Origin of the sequence: Nocardiopsis sp. FIRDI 009 (assembly GCF_003386285.1) — a bacterium.
Classification (GTDB): Bacteria; Actinomycetota; Actinomycetes; order Streptosporangiales; family Streptosporangiaceae; genus Nocardiopsis.
In genome coordinates, this window is the sequence record NZ_QPNC01000009.1 from 441,714 (window position 1) to 467,330 (window position 25,617).

Below are 25,617 nucleotides of genomic sequence, written 5' to 3' on the forward strand. Positions count from 1 at the left end.
CGGCCCGGCCACGAGCAGTGGTCCCTTCGACGCATCCGGGGGCGTGCCATGCGCATCACCGAAGAGACTCCGTACCGGTTCCGTGTCGAACGCGAGGGAGGGATGCGGGTACCGGGCATCGTGTTCGCGTCGCGACGGCTGCTGCCCGACCCGGCCGCGGACGAGTCACTGCACCAGGTGGCCAACGTGGCGACCCTGCCGGGCATCGTCGTGGCCTCCTACGCGATGCCGGACATGCACTGGGGCTACGGGTTCCCCATCGGCGGCGTCGCCGCCACCGACCTGGACGAGGCCGGGGTGGTCTCGCCCGGCGGGGTGGGGTTCGACATCTCCTGCGGCGTCCGGCTCCTCGCCGCCGACCTGGACCGGGACGCGTTCGAGCCGCGACTGGGCGCGGTCATGGACGCGCTCGACCACAGCGTCCCGCGCGGCATGAAGCGCGGCAGCGTGTGGCGGATGTCCGACGCGGCCAAGCTCCGTGACGTCCTGGAGGGCGGGGCGTGCCACGCGGTGGAGACCGGACACGGCGTGAAACGTGACCTGCTGCGGTGTGAGGACGGCGGGCGGATGGCGGACGCCGACCCGGGCGGGATCAGTCCCCGGGCGGTGGAACGCGGACTCGGGCAGGTCGGCAGTCTCGGCTCGGGCAACCACTTCCTGGAGGTCCAGGCGGTCGAGGAGGTCTACGACGCGCGGGCGGCGCAGGTGTTCGGACTGCGGCCGCGCCAGGTCTGCGTGATGATCCACACCGGCTCGCGCGGCCTCGGGCACCAGGTCTGCTCCGACCAGGTGCGCGTGATGGAGAAGGCGATGCGGCGCCACGGGATCTCGGTCCCGGACCGGCAGCTCGCCTGCGTCCCGGTCGAGTCGGAGGAGGGGCACGCCTACCTCGGGGCGATGGCGGCGGCGACCAACTTCGCGCGGGTCAACCGGCAGCTGCTCGGCGAGGCCGCCCGGCGGGCCTTCGACTCCGGCGCGGGCTGCGGCCTCGACCTCGTCTACGACGTGTCCCACAACCTCGCCATGGTGGAGACCCACGAGGTCGACGGACGGCGGCGCCGGCTGTGCGTGCACCGCAAGGGCGCCACCCGGGCGTGGCCGCCGGGCCACCCCGACCTCCCCGCGGAACTGGCCGATGTCGGCCAGCCCACGCTCATCCCCGGCACGATGGGGACCGCCTCCTACGTGCTGACCGGCGTCCGGGGCGGACAGGCGTTCCACTCCACCTGCCACGGCGCGGGCCGGGTGATGAGCCGCCACGAGGCCGTGCGCAGGGTGCGGGGCAGAGCGCTGCGGGACGACCTGGAGGCGCACGGTGTCGCGGTGCGCGGAACGTCGTGGAAGGGACTGGCGGAGGAGGCGCCGTCCGCCTACAAGGACGTCACCGACGTGGTGGACGCCAGCGTCGGAGCGGGACTGTGCCGCAAGGTGGCCCGGCTCGTGCCGCTGGGCGTCGTGAAGGGGTGACGCCCGCCGTCTCCGCGGAAAATCCGGTTGCCACCTCCCGCTGACTCTGACTGGATGTACCCCGGCCGTGGTTCTGCGGGGCCTGCGCCCCGCCTCGGCCGAACCAACCCCGGGGGGCGAGGCGTCCCAGGGGGAGCGCACCAAGCCAGATCAGGAAAGGGAGGTGGCCTGTCATGTCCTACACCGAGGTCGCCGGTGAACGGGTTCCGATCCGCATGTGGGCCGACCCGGACCAGGTCGAGGCCCAGGCGATGGACCAGCTGCGCAACGTCACCCGGATGCCCTGGATCCACGGGCTGGCCGTGATGCCGGACGTGCACTACGGCAAGGGCGCCACGGTCGGCTCCGTCATCGCCATGCGCGACGCCGTCAGCCCCGCCGCCGTCGGCGTGGACATCGGCTGCGGGATGACCGCTGTGCGCACGGACCTGACCGCCGAACGGCTCCCCGACGACCTGGGCCGCCTGCGCTCGGCCCTGGAGGCGGCGATCCCCGTCGGCTTCAAGGCCCACGACGAGCCGGTCGACCCCGCGACCGTGCCCGGCCTGCGCAGCACGGACTGGGACCGGTTCTGGGGCGGCTTCGACGACCTCGCCGAGGCCGTGCACCCGCGGCTGACCAAGGCCCGCCGCCAGATGGGCACCCTCGGCGGCGGCAACCACTTCCTGGAGGTGTGCCTGGACGACGACGGCGTGGTCTGGCTCGTCCTGCACTCCGGATCGCGCAACATCGGCAAGGAGCTGGCCGACCACCACATCGGCAGGGCCCGGTCGCTGCCGCACAACCAGGGCCTGGTCGACCGCGACCTGGCGGTGTTCCTCGCCGACACCCCCGAGATGACCGACTACCGCCGCGACCTGTTCTGGGCCCAGGACTACGCGCGCCGCAACCGCGACGTCATGATGGGCCTGGCGTGCCGGACCCTGGCCGACCAGATCCCCGGCACGCGGTTCGAGCAGTGGATCTCCTGCCACCACAACTACGTCGCGGAGGAGACCTACGACGGCGTGGACGTGCTCGTCACCCGCAAGGGCGCCATCCACGCGGGGAAGGGCGCTTTCGGGATCATCCCCGGTTCCATGGCCACGGGCACCTACATCGTGCGCGGGCTGGGCAACCCGGACTCGTTCAACTCCGCCTCGCACGGGGCGGGCCGCCGGATGAGCCGGAACAAGGCCCGCAGGACGTTCACCAAGGCGGACCTGGAGGAGCAGACCAGGGGTGTGGAGTGCCGCAAGGACCTCGGCGTGGTGGACGAGATCCCCGGCGCGTACAAGGACCTGGAGTCGGTGATCGAGGCCCAGACCGACCTGGTCGAGGTGGTCCACCACCTGCGCCAGGTGGTGTGCGTCAAGGGCTGACCGGTACCGGGGCGCCCGACCGGGGCGCCCCGAGCAGGGAGATCAAGGGAACACGGCCCCGGGCCGGTCCACGGCGCCGACGGGTGAGCGCCCGCGGGCATACTGGGACTCGCCCGTGCCGTGAACGGGCCGCGCCCCCGCCCCCGTCCAGCCCGAACCCCAGGAGCCCGTCCAGCCATGACGACCACGACTCCGCCCCGCGGCATCGCCGACCGGGCGGCCCGGATCATCACCGAGGTCTGCGCGCCGGGGATCCTGGTCGTGGCCGTCCTCCTGGCCATCGGCTGGTACGCCGCACCCGGACCGGCCGGTCTGGGCTGGGGTGTCCTGGCCGCCCTGTTCTGCGGCGTCGTCCCCTACGGTCTCCTCATCGTCGGCGCCCGGCTGGGGTGGTGGACCGACCACCACGTGCGCGACCGCGGGCAGCGGCTCGTCCCGCTGCTGATCATCATCGGCTGTGTCGTCTCCGGTGTCGCGACCCTGCTCGCCCTCGACGCGCCCACGGCGATGCTGGCTCTGGTCGTCGCGATGCTGGCCACGTTGTTCGTCACCCTCGCCGTCACGGTCGCCGCCCGGTGGAAGATCTCGGTGCACACGGCGGTGGCCGGGGGCTCGGCCGTCCTCCTGGCGCTGACCTACGGTTCCCTCCCGGTGGTCACGGTCCCGGTGGTGGCGTTGGTGGGGTGGTCGCGCGTGCGTCTTGGCGACCACACGCCCGCCCAGACCCTCGCGGGGGCGGCGCTGGGGGCGACCGTGGCCGGGTGCGTCTTCCAGTGGGTGGGCTGACCCGGGAGCCGGCCCGGTCCCAGGTGGTCCATCCTGGGAGGGTGAGCAGCACACCGCCAGGGGGCCTGGACGCGGTCGTCCTCGCCGGAGGCGCCGCCCGGCGGATGGGCGGAGCCGACAAACCCGGCCTGACCGTCGCGGGGCGCACGATGCTGGAGCGGGTCGCCGACGCGGTCCGCGCCCACGCCCCCGACGCCCGCGTCATCGTCGTCGGCCCGCCCCGGGAGAGCCCACCCGCGCGCTACGTCCGGGAGGACCCGCCCGGGGCCGGACCCGTGCCCGCTCTGCGCGCCGGGCTGGCGCACGTGCGCGCGCCCCGGTTCGCGCTGCTGGCCGCCGACCTGCCGCGCCTGACCGCGGCTCACCTGGCCGAACTCTCCGCCGCCCGCACGGCGACCGACCCCGGGGCGGTGTACGTGGACGCGGACGGGCGTGAGCAGTGGCTGACCGGGGTGTGGCGCACCGACGCCGTCCGCGCGGCGCTCTCCGACTACCGGGGCCGATCCCTGTACGGTCTCCTCGGCCCGCTGGAGCCGCGCCGGGTCACCTTGGCCGACGACGGCGCCGAGTTCGACTGCGACACCCCCGAGGACCTCGCCCGGGTGCGCGGGGACCTGGAGCGGGACACCCCGGACGCCCCCTGAAGCGCCTGGACCGGCCCCGGTCCCCCATGACCGTGTCCCTCCCCCCCCGGCTGCGCCGCGCCTGCCCGGAGCGGCGTCCCACCGCGGCCCCCCGGCCGCGAGGGGGCGGCCGGGGCAGAGGCGGGGTCAAGGTTAGGAGGCACCGCACTTTCTGCACGTGAGGTCGCCGCCTTCGTCCCCGACGTGGACGTGGTTGCCTCCGCGGGGGCGCCCGTCCGGACCGAGGACGGGTATCAGGGGTCGGCAGCGGATTAGTCTGACCCCCATGGATTCCGAACTGCACGACCTCTCCTCCCGGTTCCCCCACGTGCTGTTCACCCGGCTCGCCCCGGGGGAGCACGGAAACGGGGCGGTGTGGCGGATCGAACCGCGTTCGGCGTCGAGTGTCCGCGCCCTGTACGCCCACACCTTCGAGGAGGCGGCGCGGTTGGCGTCGATTCGGGCGCTCTCGTCCGACCAGCGCTGATCATCTGTCGTCCCGAACCCACTGCCGGTGCGCCACGACCGGTGCCCGGTCAGCGGCCGAGCGGCACATCCCGTACCGGTGGACGGGCATCCGGTGGCAGAGGTGCCAGGATCCGTCCCACCCCCTCCCACCACCGCACTTGCGGAGCACCGGCCCCGTGGTCCAAGATGTCGGCCATGACGATCAGGAAGGGCGGTCTCCGCCCGGGCCGTTGAGCCCCACCCAGCCGACGCACGCGTCGGCCGTCCCGCTCCTCCAGTCCCTCGACCACACCGCCCCCGCCGCCCGAATGCGGCGCCTGGCGCTCTACGCCCGCGACCACGCGGGCACACCCCACCTCTCCGGGATCCTCCGGCGGCTCGAATCCGACGGTCACGCGCGTATCGCCCTGCACATGGCCATCGCCGCCCGCGACACCGACACCGTCGCCCGCCACCTGGCCGGTCCCGACCACGAACTGCGCCGCGCCGCCCTGCGCGCGGTCCGCGTCATCCCCGTGCCCGACGAGGCGGTCCCTCCCGCGCTGGCGGACGCCCCCACGGGCCTGCGTCGGGCGCTGTACCGCACCCTCTACGACGGACGCCGCGCCGCGCTGGCCGAGCGGCTCCTCGACCGGGTCGGACACGAGTACGGTGACGCCGAGGCCGCCGCCCTGCTCCCGGCCTGTTCGACGGCGGTGGTGGCGCGCCGCCTGCCCGACCTCGCCCACGCCGTGCGCTCCTGGCGGCGGCTGGCCCGACGCCACCCGGACGCCCTCCTGGGCATGCTGTCCGACGTCACCCCCCGTGAGTCGCTGACCCGCGACTGGCGACGGGCCCTGCGCGCCCTCGACCCGATCCGACCCGAGGCCGTCGCGGAACTGGTGGGGCCGTCCGACCCCCGCCGCTTCGGGTTCGCGCACGCGACCCGGGTGATCCACGCCGAAGGGGACCGTTGGCACTATCCGGCCCCCTACCCGGTGCTTCCCGACGGGAGCCGCAACATCCGGTCCCTCCGCAGGCTCATGACGTACGCCCCGGACACTGCTGGGCGCGTCCTGCGGGCGATGCCCTGGTCCGTGCGGCGCGAGTACCTGGAGCGCGCCGTGCGGCCCCGGCCCGCGAGGTTCGGCGCGGGAGCCGCGTTCTACCTCGACCTGCTTCCTCCGGAGCTGGTGGAGACCGAGGCCCGTGACCTGCTGGAGCGGGTCAGGCGGCTCCAGGCCGAAGCTCCCAAGGGCACCGACCCTCACGCGGACCTGGACGTGCTCGCGTTCCTTCCCCACGACGAGGTGGTCGACGAGCTGTCCCTGGCGGCCTCCTCCGGTGACGCCGGGCGGCGGGCCAGGGGATTGGCCGCGCTCGTGGCGGCCACGGCGAGGACGGGCGAGGCCGACCTGCTGCGCGGCGTGCTCACCGAACGCGTCGCGCGGCTGCGCGCCGAACGCGACCCCGTGCGGCGGGACCTGTTGCGGGCGCTGTGCCGGGTGCGTCCCGTGCCGCTGACCCGGGCGGCTGGGCTCCTGGACGCGGACACCTCGGTCCGTGCCGGGGCGGGACCCGGAGGATCCGCGCACGGGGAGCCCCGGCACGGCGGTGCGGGAACCCCCACCACGGACGTCCTCGACCAGCTCCTCGACCACACCGTGACGGCCCGTGACACCTCCGCGGACACCCGGCGGGCGCTGCGCGACCTGGCCGCGCGGCTGCTGCGGCATCCGGACACCTCCGCCGAGGGCGCGGTCCGGCGCTGGGGCGTGGAGGTGTACGCACGGCTGGCAGAGGCGTTCGGCCCTGACGGGTTCGGCGACCCCGACCGGCTGCGGCACGGGACGCCCTGGTGGTCACGCCGTTACCGCGGCGCCCCCCGTGCTCAGCTGGAGCTCCACCTCGACCAGGTTCTGCCACCGGGCTGTGAACACGACCTGTACCGGCGGCTCCTCCCATACCTGGACGCGGCACGCGATCGCGGCGATCACGCGGTCCTGGCCCGGTTGGTGGAGGAACTGGGCGGCAGGGCGGTTCACCTGGGCGATGCGTTCCGGCGCCGTCTGGCCGGTGTGTTCCTGCACGACCCCGCCTCGCGGGACGCGGACCGGGCCGCGCGGCTGTACCTGGCCGGACCCGAACGCGGCTCCCGCGCCTTCGAGCTCTTCGCCTACCGCCCCGAGTCCGCGGCGGTTCCCGCGGTGTGGCGAACCCTGGTCCGCTCGGCGGACCCCGCGTCGCTGGTCCGTCGTCTGACCCGGGTGGGGCTGCCCCGCCCGGACGGCGGGCGGGCGTGGGTTCCGGAGGTCATCGGTGCCCTCGCCCGGAACTGGCCGGAGCGGGCGCGTGAGTGGATCGGCGAGCACCTGGCGGCGGTCGCCGCCGACACCGGGGGCGTTCCCGACGACCGGGAGGCCGCTATCCGCCAGCTCGGCCGCCTCCCGGGGGCCGTCGACCGGCTCGCTCCCTTCCTGGATGGCGACGACATCGTGCTGCGCGAGGCCGCCCTGGGCGCGCTCGGCGGCTGCGACGAGCCCGAACGCGCGTTGGGGACGATCCTGGCCCACAGCGGCGGCCCCCAGTCCAGGGCGGCCGGACCCGCGCTGTCGCGGTGCGCCGTGCGCGTGGCACCCTCCCGCCTGGGACCGATCCTCATCGGCGCGCTGGACGGACCGGCCAAGGTGGCCGTGCGCAAGATCGCTGCCCGCCTGCTCGAACACCACCGACCGCCGGGCGCGGTCGAGGCGCTGGCGCGGGTGCTCGCCGCCGGGGCCCTGCACCGGGACGTCCGCGCGGCGGTCGCGGGCGCCCTCATGCGTGCCTGCGACCACCCGGCCGCACCGGCCGCCCTGGCCGAGCACGCCCCCGGCTTCACCGACGAGGAGGCGCAGGCCGCCGTGCTCGGCGCCGACCCCCTCACGTGCCCCCGGGACCAGCGGGCCCGGATGGCGGCGGTGGTCGCCTCCCTTCCCCCGTTGGAGCGGCAGAGCCCGCGGGTACTCCGGAGGGCGAACCGGTGGGCGCCCTGGTGGGAGGACGCGCTCGACGGGATTGTCGAGCGCGCGTGCGATCCGGGCTTTCCCTGGCACCGCACGGTGGGCGCGTTGACCGAGACGGTGCTGCGGGGGCGGGGCCGGGACCGCCTCGGCGAGGTCATCACCCGGCTGCTCGCGGCGGTTCCCGGCCCGGAGCACGGTGTCGCGACGGTCACCCGGCCCCCGTCGGATACCGCCTACCACCGGCTGGCCGAGGCGGTGGCACTCCTGGCCCGGCTCCGCCGCACCTCCCCCGAGGACGACACGGTGCTCCGCGACCAGGCGAACCTCGTGTTCGCCAGGCTGGCGGAGCGTCCCGAGTGCGCCCACCTGGCCGTCGAGCTCGTGGAGGCCGTGCTCCAGCGCGGTGTCCGCCGCTCGGACGGATCTCCCTCCGCGCCGTGGTTGGCCGGACGGCTGACGCTCGCCGCCCGGCTGTTGGCCGCCGCGCCCTCGTGGCGGGAAGCGGACCTGCACCGGCTGGTCACGTCCGTGGTCGGGTACGGCGGCGACCCGGCCGTCACCCCGGAGGTGCTGGAGGCCGTGCTGCGGAAGGTGCGCGCGGCGGCCGTCAGTGCCGACGGACGTGACCGGACGGCGATCGGTCTGCTCTACGTGGAGCTGGTCAGAAGGGTCGGCGGTGTCTCGGCGTGGCCCGCGCCCTGGCCGGATCTGCTCACCCTCGCCGGGGAGATCGGAGACGACGCGGTGCGGCACGAGGCCTGGCGGATCGCCGTCGGATGAGCTCCGGGTGGGGGTGTGGACGGCGCCCCCACCCGGGACCGGACCGGGAGGTCAGCGGCTCCGGTACTCGTCCAGGGGGACGACCTCGCGCAGGAACCCCCGGATGTCGAGGAAGTTCGACAGGTACTCGCGGTGCTCCTCGCAGGCGGTCCACACCTTGCGGCGGTCGGGTGTGTGCAGCTTCGGGTTGTTCCACACCAGCGCCCAGACGGCGTCCGCCTGGCAGCCACGGCGGGAGCAGCGCGGTTCCACGGCCGGATTACCCAATTCTGACCCCCAGCGGGATACGCGGCCCGAATGGTCAAGCCTCGGTCACGATCGGTTGTCGTCGCCGAAGTCGGCGGAGAAAAGGGCGACGCCGGGTGGCTACGGGGGCAAACCACCCGGCGTCGCTCACGATGTTCCGACGGGGGCTCGAAACATCGCCGCGCGCTCCGACGGGGGACCGAAGCGCTAGACCCCAATGTACACCGAGGCCCCCCGGGGTACGTCAAGAGTGAGTTACGACGTTGTCTCGGGAGAGTCCCACCAATCGAAGGTCTTAAGTCCCAGGTCAGGACCAATCTGACACTTCGCCCATGATGTGGTGCCCGCGTGCTCGGAACGGCGCCGCGACGGGGTCAACGCCGCGCCAAACAGGGGTGGGGACCGCCTCAGGGAACGGCAAAGCCGCACGACCGGGGCCGCCGGACACGGTCGATGGCGCGTGGGTGCGGTCGGTGTGATGGGAGGGGAACACGGGGAGGCAGTGACACGGGGGGTCGCGTTCGCGCGACCGGGCAACGGACAACGCAGGGGGTCGCTCATGTCCCACCACACGTACCGCGTCACGGAGATCGTCGGAACCTCACCGCAGGGGGTCGACCAGGCCATCCGCAACGGCATCGACCGGGCCTCGGACACGCTGCGGGGCCTGGACTGGTTCGAGGTCACCGAGATCCGCGGGCACATCGAGGACGGTGTGATCGCGCACTACCAGGTCGGGATGAAGGTCGGGTTCCGCCTGGAGGACTGAGCGGGGGCCCGCCAGGACCGGGTCCAGCGCACGCGCCGCCACCGGTTCCGTCTGGCGGACCGAGCCGAAGGCCCCGCCGGGGGTCCCGGGCACCGTGCCCGGAACCCCGGTGTCCGGGGAGCCTCCGGTTCGGTGATCCCGAGCCTTCCGCGCTCTCCGGGCGCCGCGCCGGGCGGTCTGTGCGCCCTCGCGCGCCGGTCGCCTCGCGCCCGCGTGCCACCGAGCCCCGGAGCACCGAGGCCGTGAGCCCCCGGAGCGCTCCGCCGCGGACGCCGAACCGCCGGGTCAGCCCGCGTCGGAGGGGTCGGCGCCGCGCTGGACGTCGACGTGCACGTGGTCCAGGTGGCGCAGGATCTCGTTGTCGGGGTCGGCCTCGTAGACGCGCCAGCCCAGCGACGGGTAGAAGGTGCTCCAGATCCGGTCGTCGAAGATGATCACGGCCACGTCGTAGTCGGGCGCGTGCGCGATCAGCCAGTGCGCCATGACCCATCCGGCGCGCCGGTTGTCCTCGCTGACCGGCCGGTAGAAGATGTCGATCGCCCGGCCCTCGTAGTGCGCCGAGTCGTCGCCGTGCCCGGTGTCGTAGCCGCCCGGGAGGAATCCGCCCAGGCTCAGGTCGGCGAAGACCCCCTCCATCCCGTCCCTGAGGTTCTCCGCGCGCGCCGTGAGCCCCGAGGGCTCCAGTTCCTCCTGGACCTCCAGTCCCTGGTCGTTGGTGGACCGGCAGGTGAGCGACGGCCCCGGTTCGTCCGGCGACCCCTCCGCCAACACGGTCAGCACCTGCGGGGGGATGTCGCCGGTGTCGGGCGCCTCGACGGGGGCGTCCTCCCCTTGGACGGCGACCGCGGCGGCGGTGGTCGCGCGCCGTGCCTGGTCCCGGTCGAGGGAGAAGCGCTCCTCACCCACCCACGCCGAGCACTCCGGCCCCCAGGGCGCCGAGACCCCCTGGCCTCCGGTGTGCTCGACCACCCAGCGCGCGGCCAGGACGATGACGACCGTGAGCGCCACCAGGATCGCCGCGGAGAGGACCAGTCCGTTCCAGCGGCCGGACCGGCGCGATGCGTCCGCCATCTCCCCACCTTCCGCACTCGTGCGCCGGGCCCGCGCGCGGACCCGGCGAGGGACACTGGTAGAACCTCAACCACGCAGGGGGCCCGCGCATTTCCGCCGTTGCCGACTCATTCCGTGAACCGTGCGTTGTGCTGGAGTCGGCCGGACGGGACCGTGAACCGTGCTTGGTGCGGCCGGTGCCCGCGGCCGTGCCCGCGCGACCGTGCCGCCGCCGATCGCGGACGGGCGCGGTCAGTCGCGGACGGGAGTCACGGGCACAGGGCGTCCAGGTCGCTGGGGTCGGTGCCGACCTGGCGTCCGGGGTCGGCGGGGGAGGGCTCGTCCAGCCCGGTGTACTCCTGCCACTCGGTCCGGTCCTCCTCGGGCTCGGTCTCCCCCTGGACGGGGTCCTCGATCGACGGGGAGGCGGAGGGGGACGGGTCGGCGGGGAGCCCGTCGTCCTCCGCCTGTCCGCCGATGGCGCTCGCGACCAGGCCGCGCACGGCCTCCCAGTCCGGGTGGGCCGTGTTCACCTGGGGCGGGGAGAGCTGGAGGGTGCTCATCGAGCCGGTGTCGGTGACGGTGTCGGCGAGCTCGATGAACGCGGGGACCTTGGTCTGGGGGATGTCCGTGCTCAGCGTGCGCTCGGTCGCGCCCGCCAACCGCCGGTAGCTGGTCAGGACGGTCGCCGGGTCGACCTGTTCGGCCACGTACTTGATCATGCAGCCCTGGCGGCCCATCCGGCCGTAGTCGTCGGACAGCACCCGGGAACGCCCGTACCAGAGCGCCTCGTGGCCGTTCAGGCGCTGGAGGCCGGGCTCCAGCACCCCGCCGTGCACGCCGTAGGGGATCGGCTCCTCGATGAGGACCTCGATCCCCCCGACCGCGTCGATCAGGTCGCGGAACCCCATCATGTCGACCATGGCGTAGTACTTGACCTCGAGGCCGATGTTGTAGCCGATGACGGTCTTGAGGGTGTCGGCGGACGGGTCGGCCACGGCCGGGTTGATCGCCAGCGTCTCCGGCTCCTCGGCGACCGTCTGGTAGACCTCGTTGAGCAGGTCGTCGAAGCCGTAGGGGGCGGGGTAGCGCTCGGCCAGGGCGGTGCCCGGCGGGAACTGCGCGTTCTCCAGGTTGCGGGGGAGGCCGATGAGCACCGTGTCGCCGGTCTCGGTGTCCACACTGGCGACCATCATCGAGTCGGTTCGCGCGCCGTAGCGGTTGTCCGCGGAGTCGGCGCCGATGAGCAGCACGTTGATCCGCTCGGCGCCGTTCCAGGGGTCGGCGGCGTTGTGCGGCTCGTCGTCGGGCTGGGGCGCGCCGAAGACCGTGGACAGGGTGCGCTGCGTCGTGTACCCGCCGTGCAGCGCCAGGGCCGCGGGCAGGGCGACCGTCAGGCACAGGGCGGTGACGACGACCCCGCTGAGCAGCCGCCGGCCGAGCGGGGCCTCCTCGGGCCGGGTGATCGCCCAGGAGTGCACGATGATCGACAGCCACAGCACCGCCACCACGAACACCGTGATCATGGCCGCCGTGAGCCACCTGTTCTGAACGGCCATACCGGCGAGGATGGCCGCGGTGCTGGTGTCGTTGGCCGAGAGCCACACCCCCCAGACCACGAGCGCGACGACGCCGAGCAGATACGTGCCCAGGATCGTCAGTCCCGCCCGCCGGAATCCCATGCGCAGGTGGGCCACGCCCGGCAGGGGGAGTGACGCGGCGGTCCACAGCAGGGCCCGCCCCGTGCCCGGTCGCGCGGGCGCCTCTTCCCGCTGGTCTTCTTCGGCTGCCACCGGCGATTCCTCTCCAGCCGTGGGGCGGAGGTCTCCGCCCCATGTGGTCGCGTCCGCCGCGGTCGCTGGGCGGAGGACGCGCTCGCGACGCCCGGGGTCGGCCCGAACGCCTCCGTCACGTACACGTACGAGGGCGCGGCCCCGTTCCCCCGGGGGCGGTTCGCGCCTTCGGACAGGTCACACGGCGCCTCGCACGCGCGCGGGAAGCGGTCCCCCGTGCGGGCGTGCGACGCGCCCGTGAGTTCAGTGTGGCGCTTTGCCGGACTTGTGCGCACGGAGGCCGCCTCATTAGGGATGTTCTATACAAGTCTGTTATGTCGTCGAGAGGTCGTCGGTGGGGGGTTGGGTGGTGCTTTCGGGTCGATCAAAGGGGTGAAACCGTCGATTTCTTTGGCGATCAGTAGTGAACCGGCGCGACAACTGCGATGATCTGGCCGCAGGAGGGGGCGTCGTCCGGGGGAAGGGCGACGTCATGGGAATGAAAGGCACCATCGTGCTCGATGCGGTTGACGTGGCGCTGATGCGCGCGTTGCAGGGGGACGGCAGAGCGACGTTCCAGGCGCTGGCCGACGGGGTCGGCCTGTCCCGGACGGCCGTGCGCGCCAGAGTGCGCCAGCTGGTGCACTCAGGCGCGATCAGGATCGTGGGCGTCCTCCACGCCGGGGTCGTCGGCATGGAGGTCCTCGGCCACGTCTCCTTCCGGGTGAACGGGCCCGTGGGGCCGTTGATGGAGGCCCTGGACGAGCGTGAGGCCGTGACCTTCGCCGCGCACTCGGCCGGGCGCTTTCCGGCCGTCGCGCAGGTGAGGGTGGCCGACGACGGGGCACTCACCAAGGAGCTGGCGGAGCTGCGCGCGCTGCCGGGCGTGGAGGGGGCGGAGGTCTTCCGGGCCAACGCCGTGTTCAAGGACGCCCACAGCAGCGTGCGGGAACTGCGGGACGTGGAGCTGGACGCCCTGGACTGGCGCCTGGTGCGCCAACTGCTCAGGGACGGCCGCGCCTCGTACGCGGACCTGGCACGCCAGGTGGGGCTGTCGCAGGCGGCGGCCCGCTCCCGGGTGGTGCGGCTGCTCAACTCGGGGGTGGTGCACGTCACCGCGATCGTGGACCCGTCGGCCGTGGGGGCCAACGAACAGCTCGGCTTCGGACTGCGGTGCCGGGGGGACGCCGAGGCCGTGGGAGCGGCCCTGGCCAACATGCCCCGGATGTCCTTCCTGGCCAGCGGGTTCGGGCGCTACGACGTGGTGGGGACGCTCACCGCGCCCGACCGCCACCAGTTGGTGGAGGCCCTGGAGGGGGTCCGGGTCGCCCCGGGAGTGGCCCACGTGGAGACGTGGGACCACCTGTCGGTACGCAAGGAGCGCCGTGGAGGCGAGCGTCCGTCCGGGTGGGTTCCCGTCTGACCCCCGTGCCGAGGTCCGGCGCGCACGTTCTCGGACCTCCCGTCCGGGGTGTGCGCGCCCGACACGGCTCGAATGTAACCGCCGGTAACATTTTTACGTGTTTCCGGGGCGTATGTCTTGCGTCACGCTTAAGTTACCCGTGAGTATGGATACGGGTCGGCGTGAGCCGACCGCACCAGGCGCGGGTGTAGTGGGAGGCTGACGTGGCGCTTGCGAGGACGTTGACGGCGGTGGGCACGGCGGCACTGGCCAGGAACGGAGGCCGCCCGTTCGGGACGCACCTGTTCTCGGTCTGGCCGGGGGCGGCGTTCGCCGCGACCGCCTTCCCGGTCCGCTGCGTCCCCGGGGACAATCTGGCCATCCACGTGGCCATCGCCCAGGCGCCGACCGGCTCCGCGCTGGTTGTGGACGTGGCGGGCGAACCCGAGTACGGGTACGTGGACGAGATCATCGCCGTGGCCGCGCGCGCACGCGGCGTCGTGGGCATCGTGCTCGACGGCTGTGTGCGCGACATCGCCGCCATCGCCCACAGCGAGCTGCCGGTCTTCAGCGCCGGGGTCGCCGTGCGCGAGGCCGGGCACGAGGCCGGAGGGGCGATCGGACAGCAGATCAGCATGTCGACCGCCGGTGGGCCGGGGCCCCTGCCCGTCCGCCGGGGCGACTGGGTCGTCGCCGACGACGACGGCGTGGTGTGCCTGCCGCGCGGCCAGGTCAGCGCGATCATCGCCGACACCGTGAGCGGCATCACCCGTGACCGCGCCCTCGTCGACGCCGTGCACGCGGGGGAGAGCACGCTGGACCTGCTCGGCCTGGACCCCTCACGGGTCTCGGGGTGGGAGGGCTCGGCCGACCGCGACGCCGTGCGGGGCGGCGGGCGCACGCGCTCCCGCGCCACCCGTCTCGACCAGGCCGCGCGCGGCGCCGACGGCCGTTCGGCCCTCCGGCCCGGCGTCGCGACCTCCCGGCGGGTCGCGGGCGACGTCTACGGCGGCGACTGACGGCCGCGGAGCGCACACGCGGCCCCGGGCACGGTCCGGGGCCCGCCGGGTGGGCGGACCCCGTCTCAGTCCTCGGCCAGGGAGATCAGCTCGTCGATGTAGCAGGTCGCCTCACGGGCCGCCGCCGTCGGGTCGGCCGCCCGGACCGCCTCGACCAGTTTGGAGTGGTCGATCCCCTCGGAGGCCGTGGAGGGCTGCCCCGCGGCCTCCTCGTTCTGCTCGTAGGCGGTGTGCGCGATGCTCGCGTAGACCACCTGCGCGATGTCGTCGTACAGGTCGATGAGCAGGGTGTTGTGCGTGGCGTTGACCACCGCCCGGTGCAGGGTGAAGTCCGCCTCCACGAACGCGCTCATGTCGCGGGCCCGCCAGGCCTCCTCGCGCAGGTCCATGGCGCGGTCGATGTCGGCCATGTCCTCGTCGCTGTGGCGCAGCGCGGCCAGGCGCGCGGCCTCGACCTCCAGCGCGCGGCGGACCTCCAGGTTCTCGCGCAGCCGCGAGCGCTCCAGGCGGCGGCGCAGCGCTCCGCCCAGTTCGCTGGAGGCGCGGACGAAGGTCCCGGCGCCCTGGCGGATCTCCAGCAGACCCGCGTGGGCGAGGGCGCGGACGGCCTCACGGACGGTGTTGCGGCCGACCTCGAGCTGTTCGGAGAGTTCGGACTCGGTGGGGATGCGGTCGCCGACGCCCCATTCCCCCGAGTCGATCTGGGCTCGTAACTGACTGATGACCTGGTCCACGAGACCGGTCCGGCGTGTCGAGGCGAGGGGCACGCTTTTCCTCCTAGGGGCGGGTCGCCGGATGACAGGGCGAGTGCGCGTGTTCGGATCGGTTAGGCGGGAGCTTAGACCAGTCGGGGCGCGGAATCGTCGGTGAACGGCAATGCGTTATCCTCATGAAGCACATTGGGTCATCCTATGAATTTGTGAGGCACTTCGCATGGGCGCCGCGCCAGCTCCACTGAAGACGCCGACGAGCGGTCACCCGGAACGGGAGACCGCTCCTTCGCGTTCCCGGTGGGCGGTTCCCCTGCTGGTCGCGGCCGGTATCGGGCTGGCCGCCCTCAACCTGCGCACCGCGATCACCAGCGTGGGCCCCGTGCTCGACGAGGTGACCGCGGGCCTGGGCATGACCGCGGTGGGCGCGGGCGTCCTGACCACGCTTCCCGTCCTGTGCTTCGCCCTGTTCGGCGGTCTCACCCCCACCCTGGCGCGCCGGCTGGGCGACCACCACCTCCTGGTGTACGCGCTGGTGGCGCTGGTGGTGGGCCTCGTCGGGCGAGCGGCGGCGCCCAGCCCCTGGCCCTTCCTCGCACTGAGCGTCGTCGCACTGGCCGGTGGCGCGATCGGAAATGTCATCCTGCCCGCCCTCGTCAAGTACCACTTCCCCCACCGGGTCGGTCTGATGACGACGGTGTACACCACCGCGCTCGCGGCCGGGACCGCACTGGCCGCCGCCGCGACCGTTCCGCTGGAGCAGGCCACGGGGGACTGGAGGATCGCCCTCGGCTCCTTCGCCGTGTTCGGGATCGTGGCCGTCCTGCCGTGGCTGCTCGTCCTGAGGCACGGTCAGCGCGGTGGCCGCAAGGGGCGCGGGCTGGGCGTGCGCGAGGTCCTGGGCACCGCGATCGGCTGGCAGAGCGTGCTGTACTTCGGGACGCAGTCCTCGGTGGCCTACATCATGTTCGGCTGGTACGCGCAGATGCTGCGCGACCAGGGGATGGACGCCCAGACCGCCGGCCTGGCCCTGTCCTACCTGGCCACGCTCGGCGTCCCGATGTCGCTGATCCTGCCGACCCTGCTGACCCGCGTGCGCGACCAGCGCCCGTTCGTCGGCGTGTTCGCCCTCGCCTACCTCATCGGGCTCGGCGGGATGTGGTTCTCCCCGATGTCCGGGGTGTGGGTCTGGACGACCTTCATCGGCGTGGGCATGGGCAGCTTCGTCTACGCCCTGACCGTCTTCGCGCTGCGCACCCGTACGGGCGAGGGCACCGCCGCCATGTCGGCGTCCAGCCAGAGCCTGGGCTACCTCATGGCGGGCGCCGGGCCGTTCCTGTTCGGACTGCTGCACGAGCTGTCCGGCGACTGGCGTGCGCCGCTGGCCCTGGTGCTGGGCCTGGTCGCGGTCAACGTGTCCGTCGGTCTCCTGCTGGGCCGCCCCCGCTACCTGGAGGACGCCATCGCCGAGCGGGAGCCTCGGCGATCGGTCGGGGCCGCGTCCCCGACGGGAGCGGCCGGGACGGACCCGCGTCGGCCCGGCTAGCCCGCGCCCACCGCGAAAACAGCGTGAAAATACGTACAAGGTCGATGAAAATACCCCACATGGACACCTACGTCACCGCTCCCGAGCGCCTCGGAGAGACCGTACTGACCGACGGCCGCACACTGGCCTGGGCCGAGTGGGGGCCGCGGGACGGCCACCCCGTCCTGTTCGTCCCCGGTGCCGCCACGAGTCGGCGTCTGGGGATCGGCGCGGGTGCGGCCGAGGCGCTCGGCGTCCGTCTGGTCTCCGTCGACCGCCCGGGGCTGGGCGCGTCCTCGCCCGACCCGGGGCACACCTTCGCGGACTTCGCCGACGACATCGCCGATCTGGCCCGGCGCCGCGGGCTGGGGCGCCCTCCGGTCGTCGGCAACTCCCAGGGCGCGCCGTTCGCCCTGGCCTGCACCGTGGCGGGTGTCACGGGACCGGCGGCGCTGGTGTCGGCGGCCGACGAGGTGGCACACCCCGCCTTCGCCGACGCCCTCCCCGACGACCTGCGCTCCCTGGTCGACCGCGTCGCCGCCGACCCGGAGGGCGCGCGGTCGTTCCTCCGCGGCCTGGGCCCCGAGGCGATGTGGTCGATGGTCACGGGCGGAGCGCCCGACAGCGACCTGGCCGTCTACCGCTCCCCCGCGTTCGAGGCCGCCTACCTGGCCGCGCTGGAGGAGGGGTTCGCCGGGGGCGGGGACGGCTACGCCCGCGACACCGTGCTGGCGATGGGCCGCTGGTCCTTCGACCCCGCGGCCGTGACCGAGCCGGTCGACCTCTGGTACGGCGCCGAGGACACAGTCCACTCACCGGACAACGGCGCCACGCTGGCCTCGCGTATCCCCGGCGCCGAGCTGCACGTGGTCCCCGGGGTCGGCGGCGCGGTGCTGTGGACGGAGGCCGGGCGGATCCTGTCCGTCCTGTTGGAGCGGGCGGCGGCCTAGACGGGGAGCCAGTCCAGCCGACCGATGAGGTGCACCGAGCCGACGAAGGCGACGACGTCGATGAGCGTGTGCGCCACCACCAGCGGCATCACCCGCCCGTAGCGGTGGTAGAACCAGCCGAAGACCACACCCATCACCAGGTTGCCGAAGAACATCCCCACGCCCTGGTACAGGTGGTAGAAGGCGCGCAGGACCGAGCTGACCAGGACCGCGCGCCAGGGCGACCAGCCGAGCTGGCCCAGCCGGTGCAGCAGGTACCCGACCACGACCACCTCCTCCAGCACGCCGTTCTTGGCGGCCTGGAGCACCAGGACCAGGGTGTCCCACCAGTTGCCGTCCAGGGTGCTGGGGTCGATCGTGACCGTCAGGCCGAGCCGCCAGGACACCACGTACACCGCCAGTCCGCCGGTCCCGATCAGGGTGGCGAGCGCGGCGCCGCGCGCCAGGTCGGACCCGGGTCGGCGCACGTCGAAGCCGACCGTGCGGGCGCTCTCCCCGGTGCGGTGCAGCAGGTGCACGACGAGCAGGACGGGCGCGAGCGCGAACACCACCGCGTACAGCTGCCAGGTCAGGTCCAGCCAGGGGCGCTGGTCGGCGCGGGGACGCACCAGGGTCGCGGTCTGCTCGGCCAGGGACTCCGGCGCGGTCAGCGCACCGACGAAGTGGATGGTCGCCGACACCGCGGCCGCGCCGAGGGAGAGCGCCAGGACGGTCGCGATCTCCCAGCGCAGCAGGCGCGGGGAGGGGAGGGCCGCGTCGGCGGCCGGTGCGGTGGTGTCGCTCGTGGCCGGTGCGGCCGTGTCACGGGTCTCGTCAGTCACGGTTCGACTCTAGGAAACGCGCGAGGGGAGTCGGACACGGGAAAGGCCGCCGGCCATGCGCGTGTGACACGGACCGCGCATGGCCGACGGCCAGGGGGGGACGGTCGTCCCGCCCCGCCCCAGCCACGAAAGCGGGGAGGGACGACCGTCGGGGAACGAAGACCAGCGTCAGTGAGCCGCTGAGAACTGGTCTTCCTCGGTGGAGCCGGTGAGAGCCGTGGTGCTGGCCTCAGGGGAGATGGTCGTGCTGATCGAGTCGAAGTAGCCGGTGCCGACCTCGCGCTGGTGGCGGGTGGCGGTGTAGCCCTGGGCCTCGGCCGCGAACTCGGCCTCCTGGAGCTCGACGTAGGAGGTCATGCCGTTCTGGGCGTAGCCCTTGGCCAGGTTGAACATCGAGTAGTTCAGCGAGTGGAAGCCCGCCAGCGTGATGAACTGGAACTTGTAGCCCATGTGGCCCAGCTCGCGCTGGAACTTCGCGATGGTCGCGTCGTCCAGGTGGCGCTTCCAGTTGAAGGACGGCGAGCAGTTGTAGGCGAGCATCTGGTCCGGGTACTCGGCCTTGATGCGCTCGGCGAAGTCGCGGGCGACCTCCAGGTCGGGGGTCGCGGTCTCCATCCACAGCAGGTCGGAGTGCGGGGCGTAGGCCAGACCGCGGGCCACACAGGCCTCGACGCCGTTGCGGAAGCGGTAGAAGCCCTCGGCGGTGCGCTCACCCGTGATGAAGGGGCGGTCGCGCTCGTCGATGTCGCTGGTGATCAGGGTCGCGGCCTGGGCGTCGGTCCGGGCGATGACCAGGCTCGGGACACCGGCGACGTCCGCGGCCAGGCGGGCGGAGTTCAGCGTCTTGACGTGCTGGCTGGTCGGGATGAGGACCTTGCCGCCCAGGTGGCCGCACTTCTTCTCGGAGGCCAGCTGGTCCTCCCAGTGCACGCCCGCCGCACCGGCGGTGATCATGGCCTTCATCAGCTCGTAGGCGTTGAGGACGCCGCCGAAACCGGCCTCGGCGTCGGCGACGATCGGCGCGAGCCACTCGGGGGCGCTGTCGTCACCCTCGGCCCAGGTGATCTGGTCGGCGCGCAGGAGCGCGTTGTTGATCCGCCGGACGACGGCCGGGACGGAGTTGGCCGGGTAGAGGCTCTGGTCGGGGTAGGTGTGGCCGGAGAGGTTGGCGTCGGCCGCGACCTGCCAGCCGGAGAGGTAGATGGCCTTCAGGCCGGCGCGGACCTGCTGGACCGCCTGGTTGCCGGTGAGGGCGCCGAGGCTGTTGACGTAGTCCTCGGTGTGCAGCAGGTCCCAGAGGCGCTCGGCGCCGCGGCGGGCCAGAGTGTGCTCCTCGGTGACGGAGCCACGCAGCTTGACCACGTCGTCGGCGGAGTAGGTGCGCTCGATACCGGCCCACCGGGGGTTGGTCTCCCAGTCGCGCTGGAGTTCGGCGCTGGCTTCCTGACGTCGAGCGCTCGTGCCCATGTTCGATCCCGCCTTACGTGTAGTCCCCAAGGTGTTCGCACCGGTCGAGGGAGGCCGATCCAGGGCCGGGGGTGAGCCCTGGGCGGTAAGTTCCCCGCCGGTAACTATGATTCTTGAGCAAGATCCACAGGTTTTCCACTCGAAATCGTGTGAAGAAGCTTGATTCTTTCCGTACTATGAACGCATGGCGTACTTTGGTACTGAAGAAATAACGTCTTTGACAGGTGACCTAGATCTCGTCACGTTCGGCCAGCGACTCCGTCATCTTCGCCGTGCGCGTGGACTCACCCTCTCTGACCTGGGAGAACGCGTCGGTCGTGCCCCCTCGCAGCTGTCCCTGTTGGAGAACGGAAAACGCGAGCCCAAGCTCTCCCTCCTCACGTCCCTGGCCTCCGCCCTCAACGTCTCGGTCGAGGAACTGCTGTCCAAGCAGCCGCCGAGCCGCCGCGCGCAGCTGGAGATCGCGGTCGAGGAGGCCCAGCGCGACCCCCTCTACCAGCAGCTCAACCTCCCCCACCTGAAGGTCGGCAAGCGGGTCCCCAACGACGTGCTCGAGCACATCGTGGGCCTGTACGACGAACTCAGGCGGCGCAGCGCCAAGCCGACCGCCACTCCCGAGGAGGCGCGCCGGGCCAACGCCGACCTGCGACGCCAGATGCGCGAGCGCGGCAACTACTTCGAGCACATCGAGAAGGCGGCGGCCGAGACCCTGGCCGCCGTCAACTACAGCGCGGGGGCCCTGTCCCAGGGGCAGATCCTCGCGATCGCCACCCACCACGGCTTCACCCTCCGGTACGTGCAGGACCTGCCCCGCTCGGTGCGCTCCCTGACCGACCACGTCAACCGGCGCATCTACCTCAAGCGCGAGACCTCGCTGGGCATGCACAGCCCCCGGACGATCCTGCTCCAGACCCTGGGCCACGTGATCCTGGGCCACCAGCAGCCGAAGGACTTCGGCGACTTCCTGCGCCAGCGTGTGGAGGCCAACTACTTCGCGGCCGCCGTCCTCATCCCCGAGTCCACCGCCGTCACCTACCTCCAGGAGGCCAAGCAGGCCCGCGACCTGTCGGTGGAGGACCTGCGCGACGTCTACTCCGTCTCCTACGAGATGGCCGCACACCGGTTCACCAACCTCGCCCACCGCCACCTGGACCTGGTCTGCCACTTCATCCGCAACGACGAGACCGGCATCATCTACAAGGCCTACGAGAACGACGGCCTGGTCTTCCCCACCGACGACACCGGCGCGATCGAGGGCCAGCGCATGTGTCGCCAGTGGTCGGGGCGGCAGGTCTTCGCCTCGCCGGACCGGTACTCGATCTACTACCAGTACACCGACAAGCCCAACGGGACGCACTGGTGCGTGGCGCACGTCGACCCCAGCCGGGAGCGCAACTTCGCGATCACCCTCGGCGTTCCCTACAAGGAGTCGCGCTGGTTCCGCGGCCGCGAGACCACCAACCGCACCCAGTCCAACTGCCCGTCGGGGGAGTGCTGCGTGCGGCCGCCCGCCGATCTGGCCGCCCGCTGGGAGGGCAACGTCTGGCCGTCGGCGCGCGCCCACTCCCACGTGCTGTCCGCCCTGCCCTCGGGGACCTTCCCGGGCGTGGACGAACACGACGTCTACACCTTCCTGGAGAAGCACAGCCGGGACTGACGGGGGCACTGCTGGTCGCGGGGGGCCGGTGCGCGGGTGGCGCGCACCGGCCCCCCGCGCGTGTGCGGACAGCGGGCCCGGGCCGCTCCCGGGGCGCGGCTTCGACACCCCGCCGTCCCCCCGGCCCGCCCGTGTGTGCGTCCGATGCTCCCGGGGCGGCGATTGTGCCCGTCCACCCTCCCTGTTACCGTTGGTAACACCTAACGGCCGACCCTCCCCCGGGAGGGAGCACAGAAGGATGTAAGCGCATGAGTGAGGCCACCGCGCCCGCCTTCAGCCTGGAACTGAACGAGGACGTCCGCGACGTCCGGGACTGGGCACACGGGTTCGCCGCCGACGTCATCCGCCCCGCCGCCGCCGAGTGGGACGAGCGGGAGGAGACGCCCTGGCCGATCATCCAGGAGGCCGCCAAGATCGGCCTGTACTCCCTCGACTTCTTCGCCAACCAGTGGCTGGAGCCGAGCGGCCTGGGCATCCCGGTCGCCTTCGAGGAGCTGTACTGGGGTGACCCGGGCATCGCCCTGGCCATCACCGGCACCGGGCTGGCCGCGGTGTCCGTGGCCGCCAACGGCACCCAGGAGCAGCTCTTCGAGTGGACGCCGCAGATGTTCGGCACGGCCGACGACGTCAAGCTCGCCGCGTTCTGCTCCTCCGAGCCCGACGCCGGCAGCGACGTGTCGGCGATCCGCACCCGGGCCGTCTACGACCAGGCCAAGGACGAGTGGGTGCTCAACGGGACCAAGACGTGGGCCACCAACGGAGGTATCGCCGACGTCCACGTGGTCGTCGCCTCGGTGGAGCCCGAGTTCGGCTCCCGGGGGCAGGCGACGTTCATCGTGCCGCCGGGGACGCCGGGGCTGAGCCAGGGACAGAAGTTCGCCAAGCACGGCATCCGGGCCTCGCACACCGCCGAGGTCGTGCTGGACGACGTGCGGATCCCCGGTTCGTGTCTGCTGGGCGGCAAGGAGAAGCTCGACGAGCGCCTCGCTCGCGCGCGGGAGGGCAGGCGTTCCAAGGGCCAGGCGGCGATGAAGACCTTCGAGGCCTCGCGTCCGACGGTCGGGGCGATGGCGGTCGGCTGCGCCCGGGCCGCCTACGAGTACGCGCTGGAGTACTCGACGCAGCGCGAGCAGTTCGGGCGACCGATCGGCGACAACCAGGGCGTGGCCTTCACCCTCGCCGAGATGGCCACCCGCATCGACGCCGCGCGCCTGCTGGTCTGGCGGGCCGCGTGGATGGCGCGCAACGGCAAGGACTTCGACCACGCGCAGGGCTCGATGAGCAAGCTCTACGCCAGCGAGACGGCCACGTTCGTCACCCAGAACGCCGTGCGCATCCTCGGCGGCAACGGCTACACGCGGGACTACCCCGTGGAGCGCTGGCACCGCGACGCCACCATCTTCACCATCTTCGAGGGGGCCAGCGAGATCCAGAAGCTGATCATCGGCCGGTCGATCACCGGGCTGCCCATCAGGTGACGTTTTGCCTTGTCAGAGCATCGTAATCGAATATGTGTTCTAGATCTCGAACGGGTTGCGTTCGGGGCGTGAGCGGCCAGTGAGTTACCCATACTTACCGGCCGTTCCCTGCTTCCTGGGGATGAGTGGTACCGCCCCTGAGACCGGTACCACGGGGGTGGTACCGCCCCCGGCTAGTAGGGGCGCTCGGACGCTTCTCAGCGCAGACAGGCAAGAGACCAGGTTCCTCTGGTTCCTGGCCTGCGTTGGGGGTTACAGCAAGCCCGTGTCCACGAGCGCCGCCGCGAGTTCAGAGGGTGAGTGATGGGCATCGGGGATCAGATCGTGGGTCGTGGGGAATCCGTGATCCCCTCGGGCGGGACACATTGAGCGCTTTTCATCGTGCTTCTCGGAGTTGAAGTACGAGCACGGCTCGGGTGATCTCTCCGGCCCGGTGCGGGCAGCACCGCAACCGGCGTAGGACATCCCAGTTCTTGAGTTGGGCGATGGCCCGCTCACCAGGTGAGCGGAGCTTGGCGTGGTCGGAGTCGGCGTCCTTCTTCCACCGCGGCTTGCCTCGGCCCTTGAACGGGCAGAACACCACCTCCGACAGGCCGACGTACCCCTTGTCGCCCAGTCCGAGCAGACCTGAGGCCCTGACGCGCTCGGCGATCTTCCACACCCGGGCGGCTCTGACATCGTGCACCGATCCCAGGAGCGAGTGCGAGGTCCACAGGGGTTCGCCGTCCGGGGCCGCGACGACCTGGATGTTCATGCCGTGCTGCTTGTGCTTACCGGAGTAGAAGGGGCGGTCGGCTCCCGCGCGGTCGCAGGCGATCAGGGCGGGCGTCGATGATCACGTAGGCCCACCCGTGACGCCGTGCGCGGCGTAGCCCCTGTTCGAGCGTGGGTGCCTGCTGGGCGAGTAGGCGGGTGGTCTCGCGTACGTAGCGCCAGGCGGTCGTGGTACCCACCCCGAAGCCTGCCGCGACCTGGGCGAATGGCTCGCCCTTGTACAGGTGGACCAACACGAGCAGGGCCTGCTGAGCCGGGTCCAGGCGCCGCCACCGGGAGCGGGTGTTCTCGCGGTGGGCGCGGATGGTGCGGGCGGCCAGGTTCAGGGTCCGGCGTGACAACGGCAGAGCGGCACAGTACAACAGCATCGGGCCCCCTGGTCGGGCGAGGATTCTTGGTCGAAAACTCCTCTACCAGGGGTTCCTTGCTGTCAGGGGTGGTTTCGGGAGGCTGGTGCAGGGCCATGATCTGCACCTTCAGGATGAAAAACGCTCAACATGCAGAAGCGCTCGAAACAGCCTGGAACCCGACTGCTGTACTCCAACGACGGACTGTTGTACGTCACAACGGATCATTACGAGACGGTCCACTTCATCGGAACCTACAAGTAGGTTCGTGGCCCTTCATATCTATTTTCCTCAGAGAGTACGATGATTATCGATTTGTCTGATGAAACGGAGGACGGCGAGGTCCGGGACATCCTCGGTACGGTCCTACGGGTGCCACTGGCGTCCCGGGGCGACTGGCCGACGCTGGAGCGGACTGTCCTCGATACCGGTCCCGTTCGCGGGGTCGTGCATGTCGTCGGATGGGGAGAGCTGACTGGAACCTGCCCCGAGGCCGCAGCGGGGATCTCCCACCTGCGGGACGCGGTGCTGCGCGCGTGGGACTCGGCGGTCTTCACCCTGAACGACTCCGCAGAGGTCCTCGACGTGACGATCGCCCTGCACGACGTGTCCTCAGCCCGTGGGCTCCAGCGCCTGTTGAAACAGGAGTTGGGCTTCCCGGACATGTACGGACACAACTGGGACGCGTTCTGGGACGCGATCACCGGACTGGTGCAACTGCCCGGGACGCTCCGCTTCACCGGCTGGGCGCACCTGGTGCGGACTCTTCCCGATGACGCGGAGTCTCTGCGGGAGTCACTGGAGCGGTATGTGGCCGAGTCTTCCCCGAGACCGCCGCTCCATCTGGTATTCGAGGACTGACAGTCAGGGCGTGCGGCGGCTTCTCTTACGGGCCTGAATCACTGCCTGGCGGGAGCTGATTGGTGTTCCGTCAGTGGATTTCTAAGCCCGTCGTGGGAGCCGCCGCACGCGCCTTGGCATCCGCGCGTCACTCGATCTTTCGCGCTCTGCTCTGGGCTGGTAGCCGAACCCTTGGGCGTGTGTCGGCGCCGTCTGCCACCATGACCCCCGACACTCCTTGCTTGTCCCCGCCGCCGCGCAGGGCTGTTTCAAAGTCGGGGTCGTGGTGCATCAGCGCTGATCACAGCCCTGTAGCGATCC

At 72.0% G+C, this 25,617-nt stretch carries 20 protein-coding genes and 1 pseudogene; 14 read left to right on the top strand and 7 right to left on the bottom strand.

The features are described 5' to 3' along the window. The first annotated feature begins 48 nt into the window (after positions 1-48). The 6 genes from DVR05_RS08750 to DVR05_RS08775 all read left to right on the top strand — a co-directional run bounded on the left by DVR05_RS08750 (position 49) and on the right by DVR05_RS08775 (position 8,469). Complete coding sequence (locus DVR05_RS08750; protein WP_116245306.1) at positions 49-1,467, top strand: RtcB family protein; 1,419 nt, start codon at positions 49-51, stop codon at positions 1,465-1,467. Between the two features lie 173 nt (positions 1,468-1,640). Further along, entirely contained in the window at positions 1,641-2,828 is a 1,188-nt protein-coding gene (locus DVR05_RS08755) for an RtcB family protein (RefSeq protein WP_116245307.1), read from the top strand. A 177-nt stretch (positions 2,829-3,005) separates the two neighbouring features. Next, positions 3,006-3,614, top strand: a complete 609-nt coding sequence (locus DVR05_RS08760; RefSeq protein ID WP_116245308.1) for a phosphatase PAP2 family protein — start codon at positions 3,006-3,008, stop codon at positions 3,612-3,614. A 41-nt stretch (positions 3,615-3,655) separates the two neighbouring features. Further along, positions 3,656-4,258 carry a molybdenum cofactor guanylyltransferase gene (locus DVR05_RS08765; protein ID WP_255423018.1) on the top strand — a complete coding sequence of 201 codons (603 nt, stop codon included), beginning with the start codon at positions 3,656-3,658 and terminating at the stop codon, positions 4,256-4,258. A gap of 265 nt (positions 4,259-4,523) precedes the next feature. Then, positions 4,524-4,724: a hypothetical protein gene (locus DVR05_RS08770; RefSeq protein ID WP_116245310.1), complete on the top strand. Its 201-nt coding sequence runs from the start codon at positions 4,524-4,526 to the stop codon at positions 4,722-4,724. 211 nt (positions 4,725-4,935) lie between these two features. Beyond that, complete coding sequence (locus DVR05_RS08775; RefSeq protein ID WP_116245311.1) at positions 4,936-8,469, top strand: hypothetical protein; 3,534 nt, start codon at positions 4,936-4,938, stop codon at positions 8,467-8,469. 51 nt (positions 8,470-8,520) lie between these two features. On the opposite strand, the gene DVR05_RS08780 is transcribed toward DVR05_RS08775, so the two are convergent. Continuing rightward, positions 8,521-8,721, bottom strand: coding sequence for a hypothetical protein (locus DVR05_RS08780; protein ID WP_232832039.1), 201 nt, complete (start codon positions 8,719-8,721; stop codon positions 8,521-8,523). Positions 8,722-9,274: 553 nt separating this feature from the next. Between DVR05_RS08780 and DVR05_RS08785 the strand changes: the two genes are divergently transcribed. Continuing rightward, entirely contained in the window at positions 9,275-9,484 is a 210-nt protein-coding gene (locus DVR05_RS08785) for a dodecin (RefSeq protein ID WP_116245313.1), read from the top strand. 285 nt (positions 9,485-9,769) lie between these two features. Here DVR05_RS08785 and DVR05_RS08790 read toward each other — a convergent pair whose 3' ends face one another. Then, the gene (locus DVR05_RS08790) at positions 9,770-10,555 is read right to left on the bottom strand and encodes a hypothetical protein (protein WP_116245314.1); all 786 of its coding nucleotides are present in this window, start codon (positions 10,553-10,555) and stop codon (positions 9,770-9,772) included. A 248-nt stretch (positions 10,556-10,803) separates the two neighbouring features. Further along, positions 10,804-12,327 carry an LCP family protein gene (locus DVR05_RS08795; protein ID WP_116245315.1) on the bottom strand — a complete coding sequence of 508 codons (1,524 nt, stop codon included), beginning with the start codon at positions 12,325-12,327 and terminating at the stop codon, positions 10,804-10,806. Between the two features lie 493 nt (positions 12,328-12,820). Here DVR05_RS08795 and DVR05_RS08800 point away from each other — a divergent pair, with 493 nt between their 5' ends. Together DVR05_RS08800 and DVR05_RS08805 are read left to right on the top strand one after the other, a co-directional pair. Next, positions 12,821-13,729 (top strand): Lrp/AsnC family transcriptional regulator, encoded by a 909-nt coding sequence (locus DVR05_RS08800; RefSeq protein ID WP_116245362.1) that lies wholly within the window; start codon positions 12,821-12,823, stop codon positions 13,727-13,729. A gap of 230 nt (positions 13,730-13,959) precedes the next feature. Beyond that, positions 13,960-14,727 carry an RraA family protein gene (locus DVR05_RS08805; protein WP_116245316.1) on the top strand — a complete coding sequence of 256 codons (768 nt, stop codon included), beginning with the start codon at positions 13,960-13,962 and terminating at the stop codon, positions 14,725-14,727. A 65-nt stretch (positions 14,728-14,792) separates the two neighbouring features. On the opposite strand, the gene DVR05_RS08810 is transcribed toward DVR05_RS08805, so the two are convergent. Further along, positions 14,793-15,494 (bottom strand): FadR/GntR family transcriptional regulator, encoded by a 702-nt coding sequence (locus DVR05_RS08810; RefSeq protein ID WP_116245317.1) that lies wholly within the window; start codon positions 15,492-15,494, stop codon positions 14,793-14,795. A gap of 166 nt (positions 15,495-15,660) precedes the next feature. On the opposite strand from DVR05_RS08810, the gene DVR05_RS08815 reads away from it, so the two are divergent. Together DVR05_RS08815 and DVR05_RS08820 are read left to right on the top strand one after the other, a co-directional pair. After that, the gene (locus DVR05_RS08815; RefSeq protein ID WP_232832040.1) at positions 15,661-16,983 is read left to right on the top strand and encodes an MFS transporter; all 1,323 of its coding nucleotides are present in this window, start codon (positions 15,661-15,663) and stop codon (positions 16,981-16,983) included. Between the two features lie 59 nt (positions 16,984-17,042). Continuing rightward, positions 17,043-17,912, top strand: a complete 870-nt coding sequence (locus DVR05_RS08820; RefSeq protein ID WP_116245318.1) for an alpha/beta fold hydrolase — start codon at positions 17,043-17,045, stop codon at positions 17,910-17,912. Here DVR05_RS08820 and DVR05_RS08825 read toward each other — a convergent pair. After that, entirely contained in the window at positions 17,909-18,733 is an 825-nt protein-coding gene (locus DVR05_RS08825) for a CPBP family intramembrane glutamic endopeptidase (protein WP_116245319.1), read from the bottom strand. The genes DVR05_RS08820 and DVR05_RS08825 overlap by 4 nt on opposite strands. A 168-nt stretch (positions 18,734-18,901) precedes the next feature. Further along, positions 18,902-20,200: an isocitrate lyase gene (aceA, locus tag DVR05_RS08830; RefSeq protein WP_116245320.1), complete on the bottom strand. Its 1,299-nt coding sequence runs from the start codon at positions 20,198-20,200 to the stop codon at positions 18,902-18,904. A 217-nt stretch (positions 20,201-20,417) separates the two neighbouring features. Between aceA and DVR05_RS08835 the strand changes: the two genes are divergently transcribed. Continuing rightward, on the top strand, positions 20,418-21,857 hold the full coding sequence (locus tag DVR05_RS08835; protein ID WP_116245321.1) for an XRE family transcriptional regulator: 1,440 nt from the start codon (positions 20,418-20,420) through the stop codon (positions 21,855-21,857). A gap of 248 nt (positions 21,858-22,105) precedes the next feature. Then, positions 22,106-23,335 (top strand): acyl-CoA dehydrogenase family protein, encoded by a 1,230-nt coding sequence (locus tag DVR05_RS08840; RefSeq protein ID WP_116245322.1) that lies wholly within the window; start codon positions 22,106-22,108, stop codon positions 23,333-23,335. Positions 23,336-23,711: 376 nt separating this feature from the next. On the opposite strand, the pseudogene DVR05_RS08845 reads toward DVR05_RS08840, so the two are convergent. Next, positions 23,712-24,477: pseudogene (locus DVR05_RS08845) on the bottom strand (transposase family protein). A 294-nt stretch (positions 24,478-24,771) separates the two neighbouring features. Between DVR05_RS08845 and DVR05_RS08855 the strand changes: the two are divergent. Then, on the top strand, positions 24,772-25,317 hold the full coding sequence (locus tag DVR05_RS08855) for a barstar family protein (RefSeq protein ID WP_198659094.1): 546 nt from the start codon (positions 24,772-24,774) through the stop codon (positions 25,315-25,317). The last annotated feature ends 300 nt before the right edge of the window (positions 25,318-25,617 follow it).

What these genes read in the sequence shown, in the direction of transcription:
- DVR05_RS08750 (WP_116245306.1), top strand. Translation starts at nt 49, where the DNA reads ATGCGCATCACCGAAGAGACTCCGTACCGGTTCCGTGTCGAACGCGAG.
- DVR05_RS08755 (WP_116245307.1), top strand. Translation starts at nt 1,641, where the DNA reads ATGTCCTACACCGAGGTCGCCGGTGAACGGGTTCCGATCCGCATGTGG.
- DVR05_RS08760 (WP_116245308.1), top strand. Translation starts at nt 3,006, where the DNA reads ATGACGACCACGACTCCGCCCCGCGGCATCGCCGACCGGGCGGCCCGG.
- DVR05_RS08770 (WP_116245310.1), top strand. Translation starts at nt 4,524, where the DNA reads ATGGATTCCGAACTGCACGACCTCTCCTCCCGGTTCCCCCACGTGCTG.
- DVR05_RS08785 (WP_116245313.1), top strand. Translation starts at nt 9,275, where the DNA reads ATGTCCCACCACACGTACCGCGTCACGGAGATCGTCGGAACCTCACCG.
- DVR05_RS08790 (WP_116245314.1), bottom strand. Translation starts at nt 10,555, where the DNA reads ATGGCGGACGCATCGCGCCGGTCCGGCCGCTGGAACGGACTGGTCCTC.
- DVR05_RS08815 (WP_232832040.1), top strand. Translation starts at nt 15,661, where the DNA reads ATGGGCGCCGCGCCAGCTCCACTGAAGACGCCGACGAGCGGTCACCCG.
- DVR05_RS08820 (WP_116245318.1), top strand. Translation starts at nt 17,043, where the DNA reads ATGGACACCTACGTCACCGCTCCCGAGCGCCTCGGAGAGACCGTACTG.
- aceA (WP_116245320.1), bottom strand. Translation starts at nt 20,200, where the DNA reads ATGGGCACGAGCGCTCGACGTCAGGAAGCCAGCGCCGAACTCCAGCGC.
- DVR05_RS08840 (WP_116245322.1), top strand. Translation starts at nt 22,106, where the DNA reads ATGAGTGAGGCCACCGCGCCCGCCTTCAGCCTGGAACTGAACGAGGAC.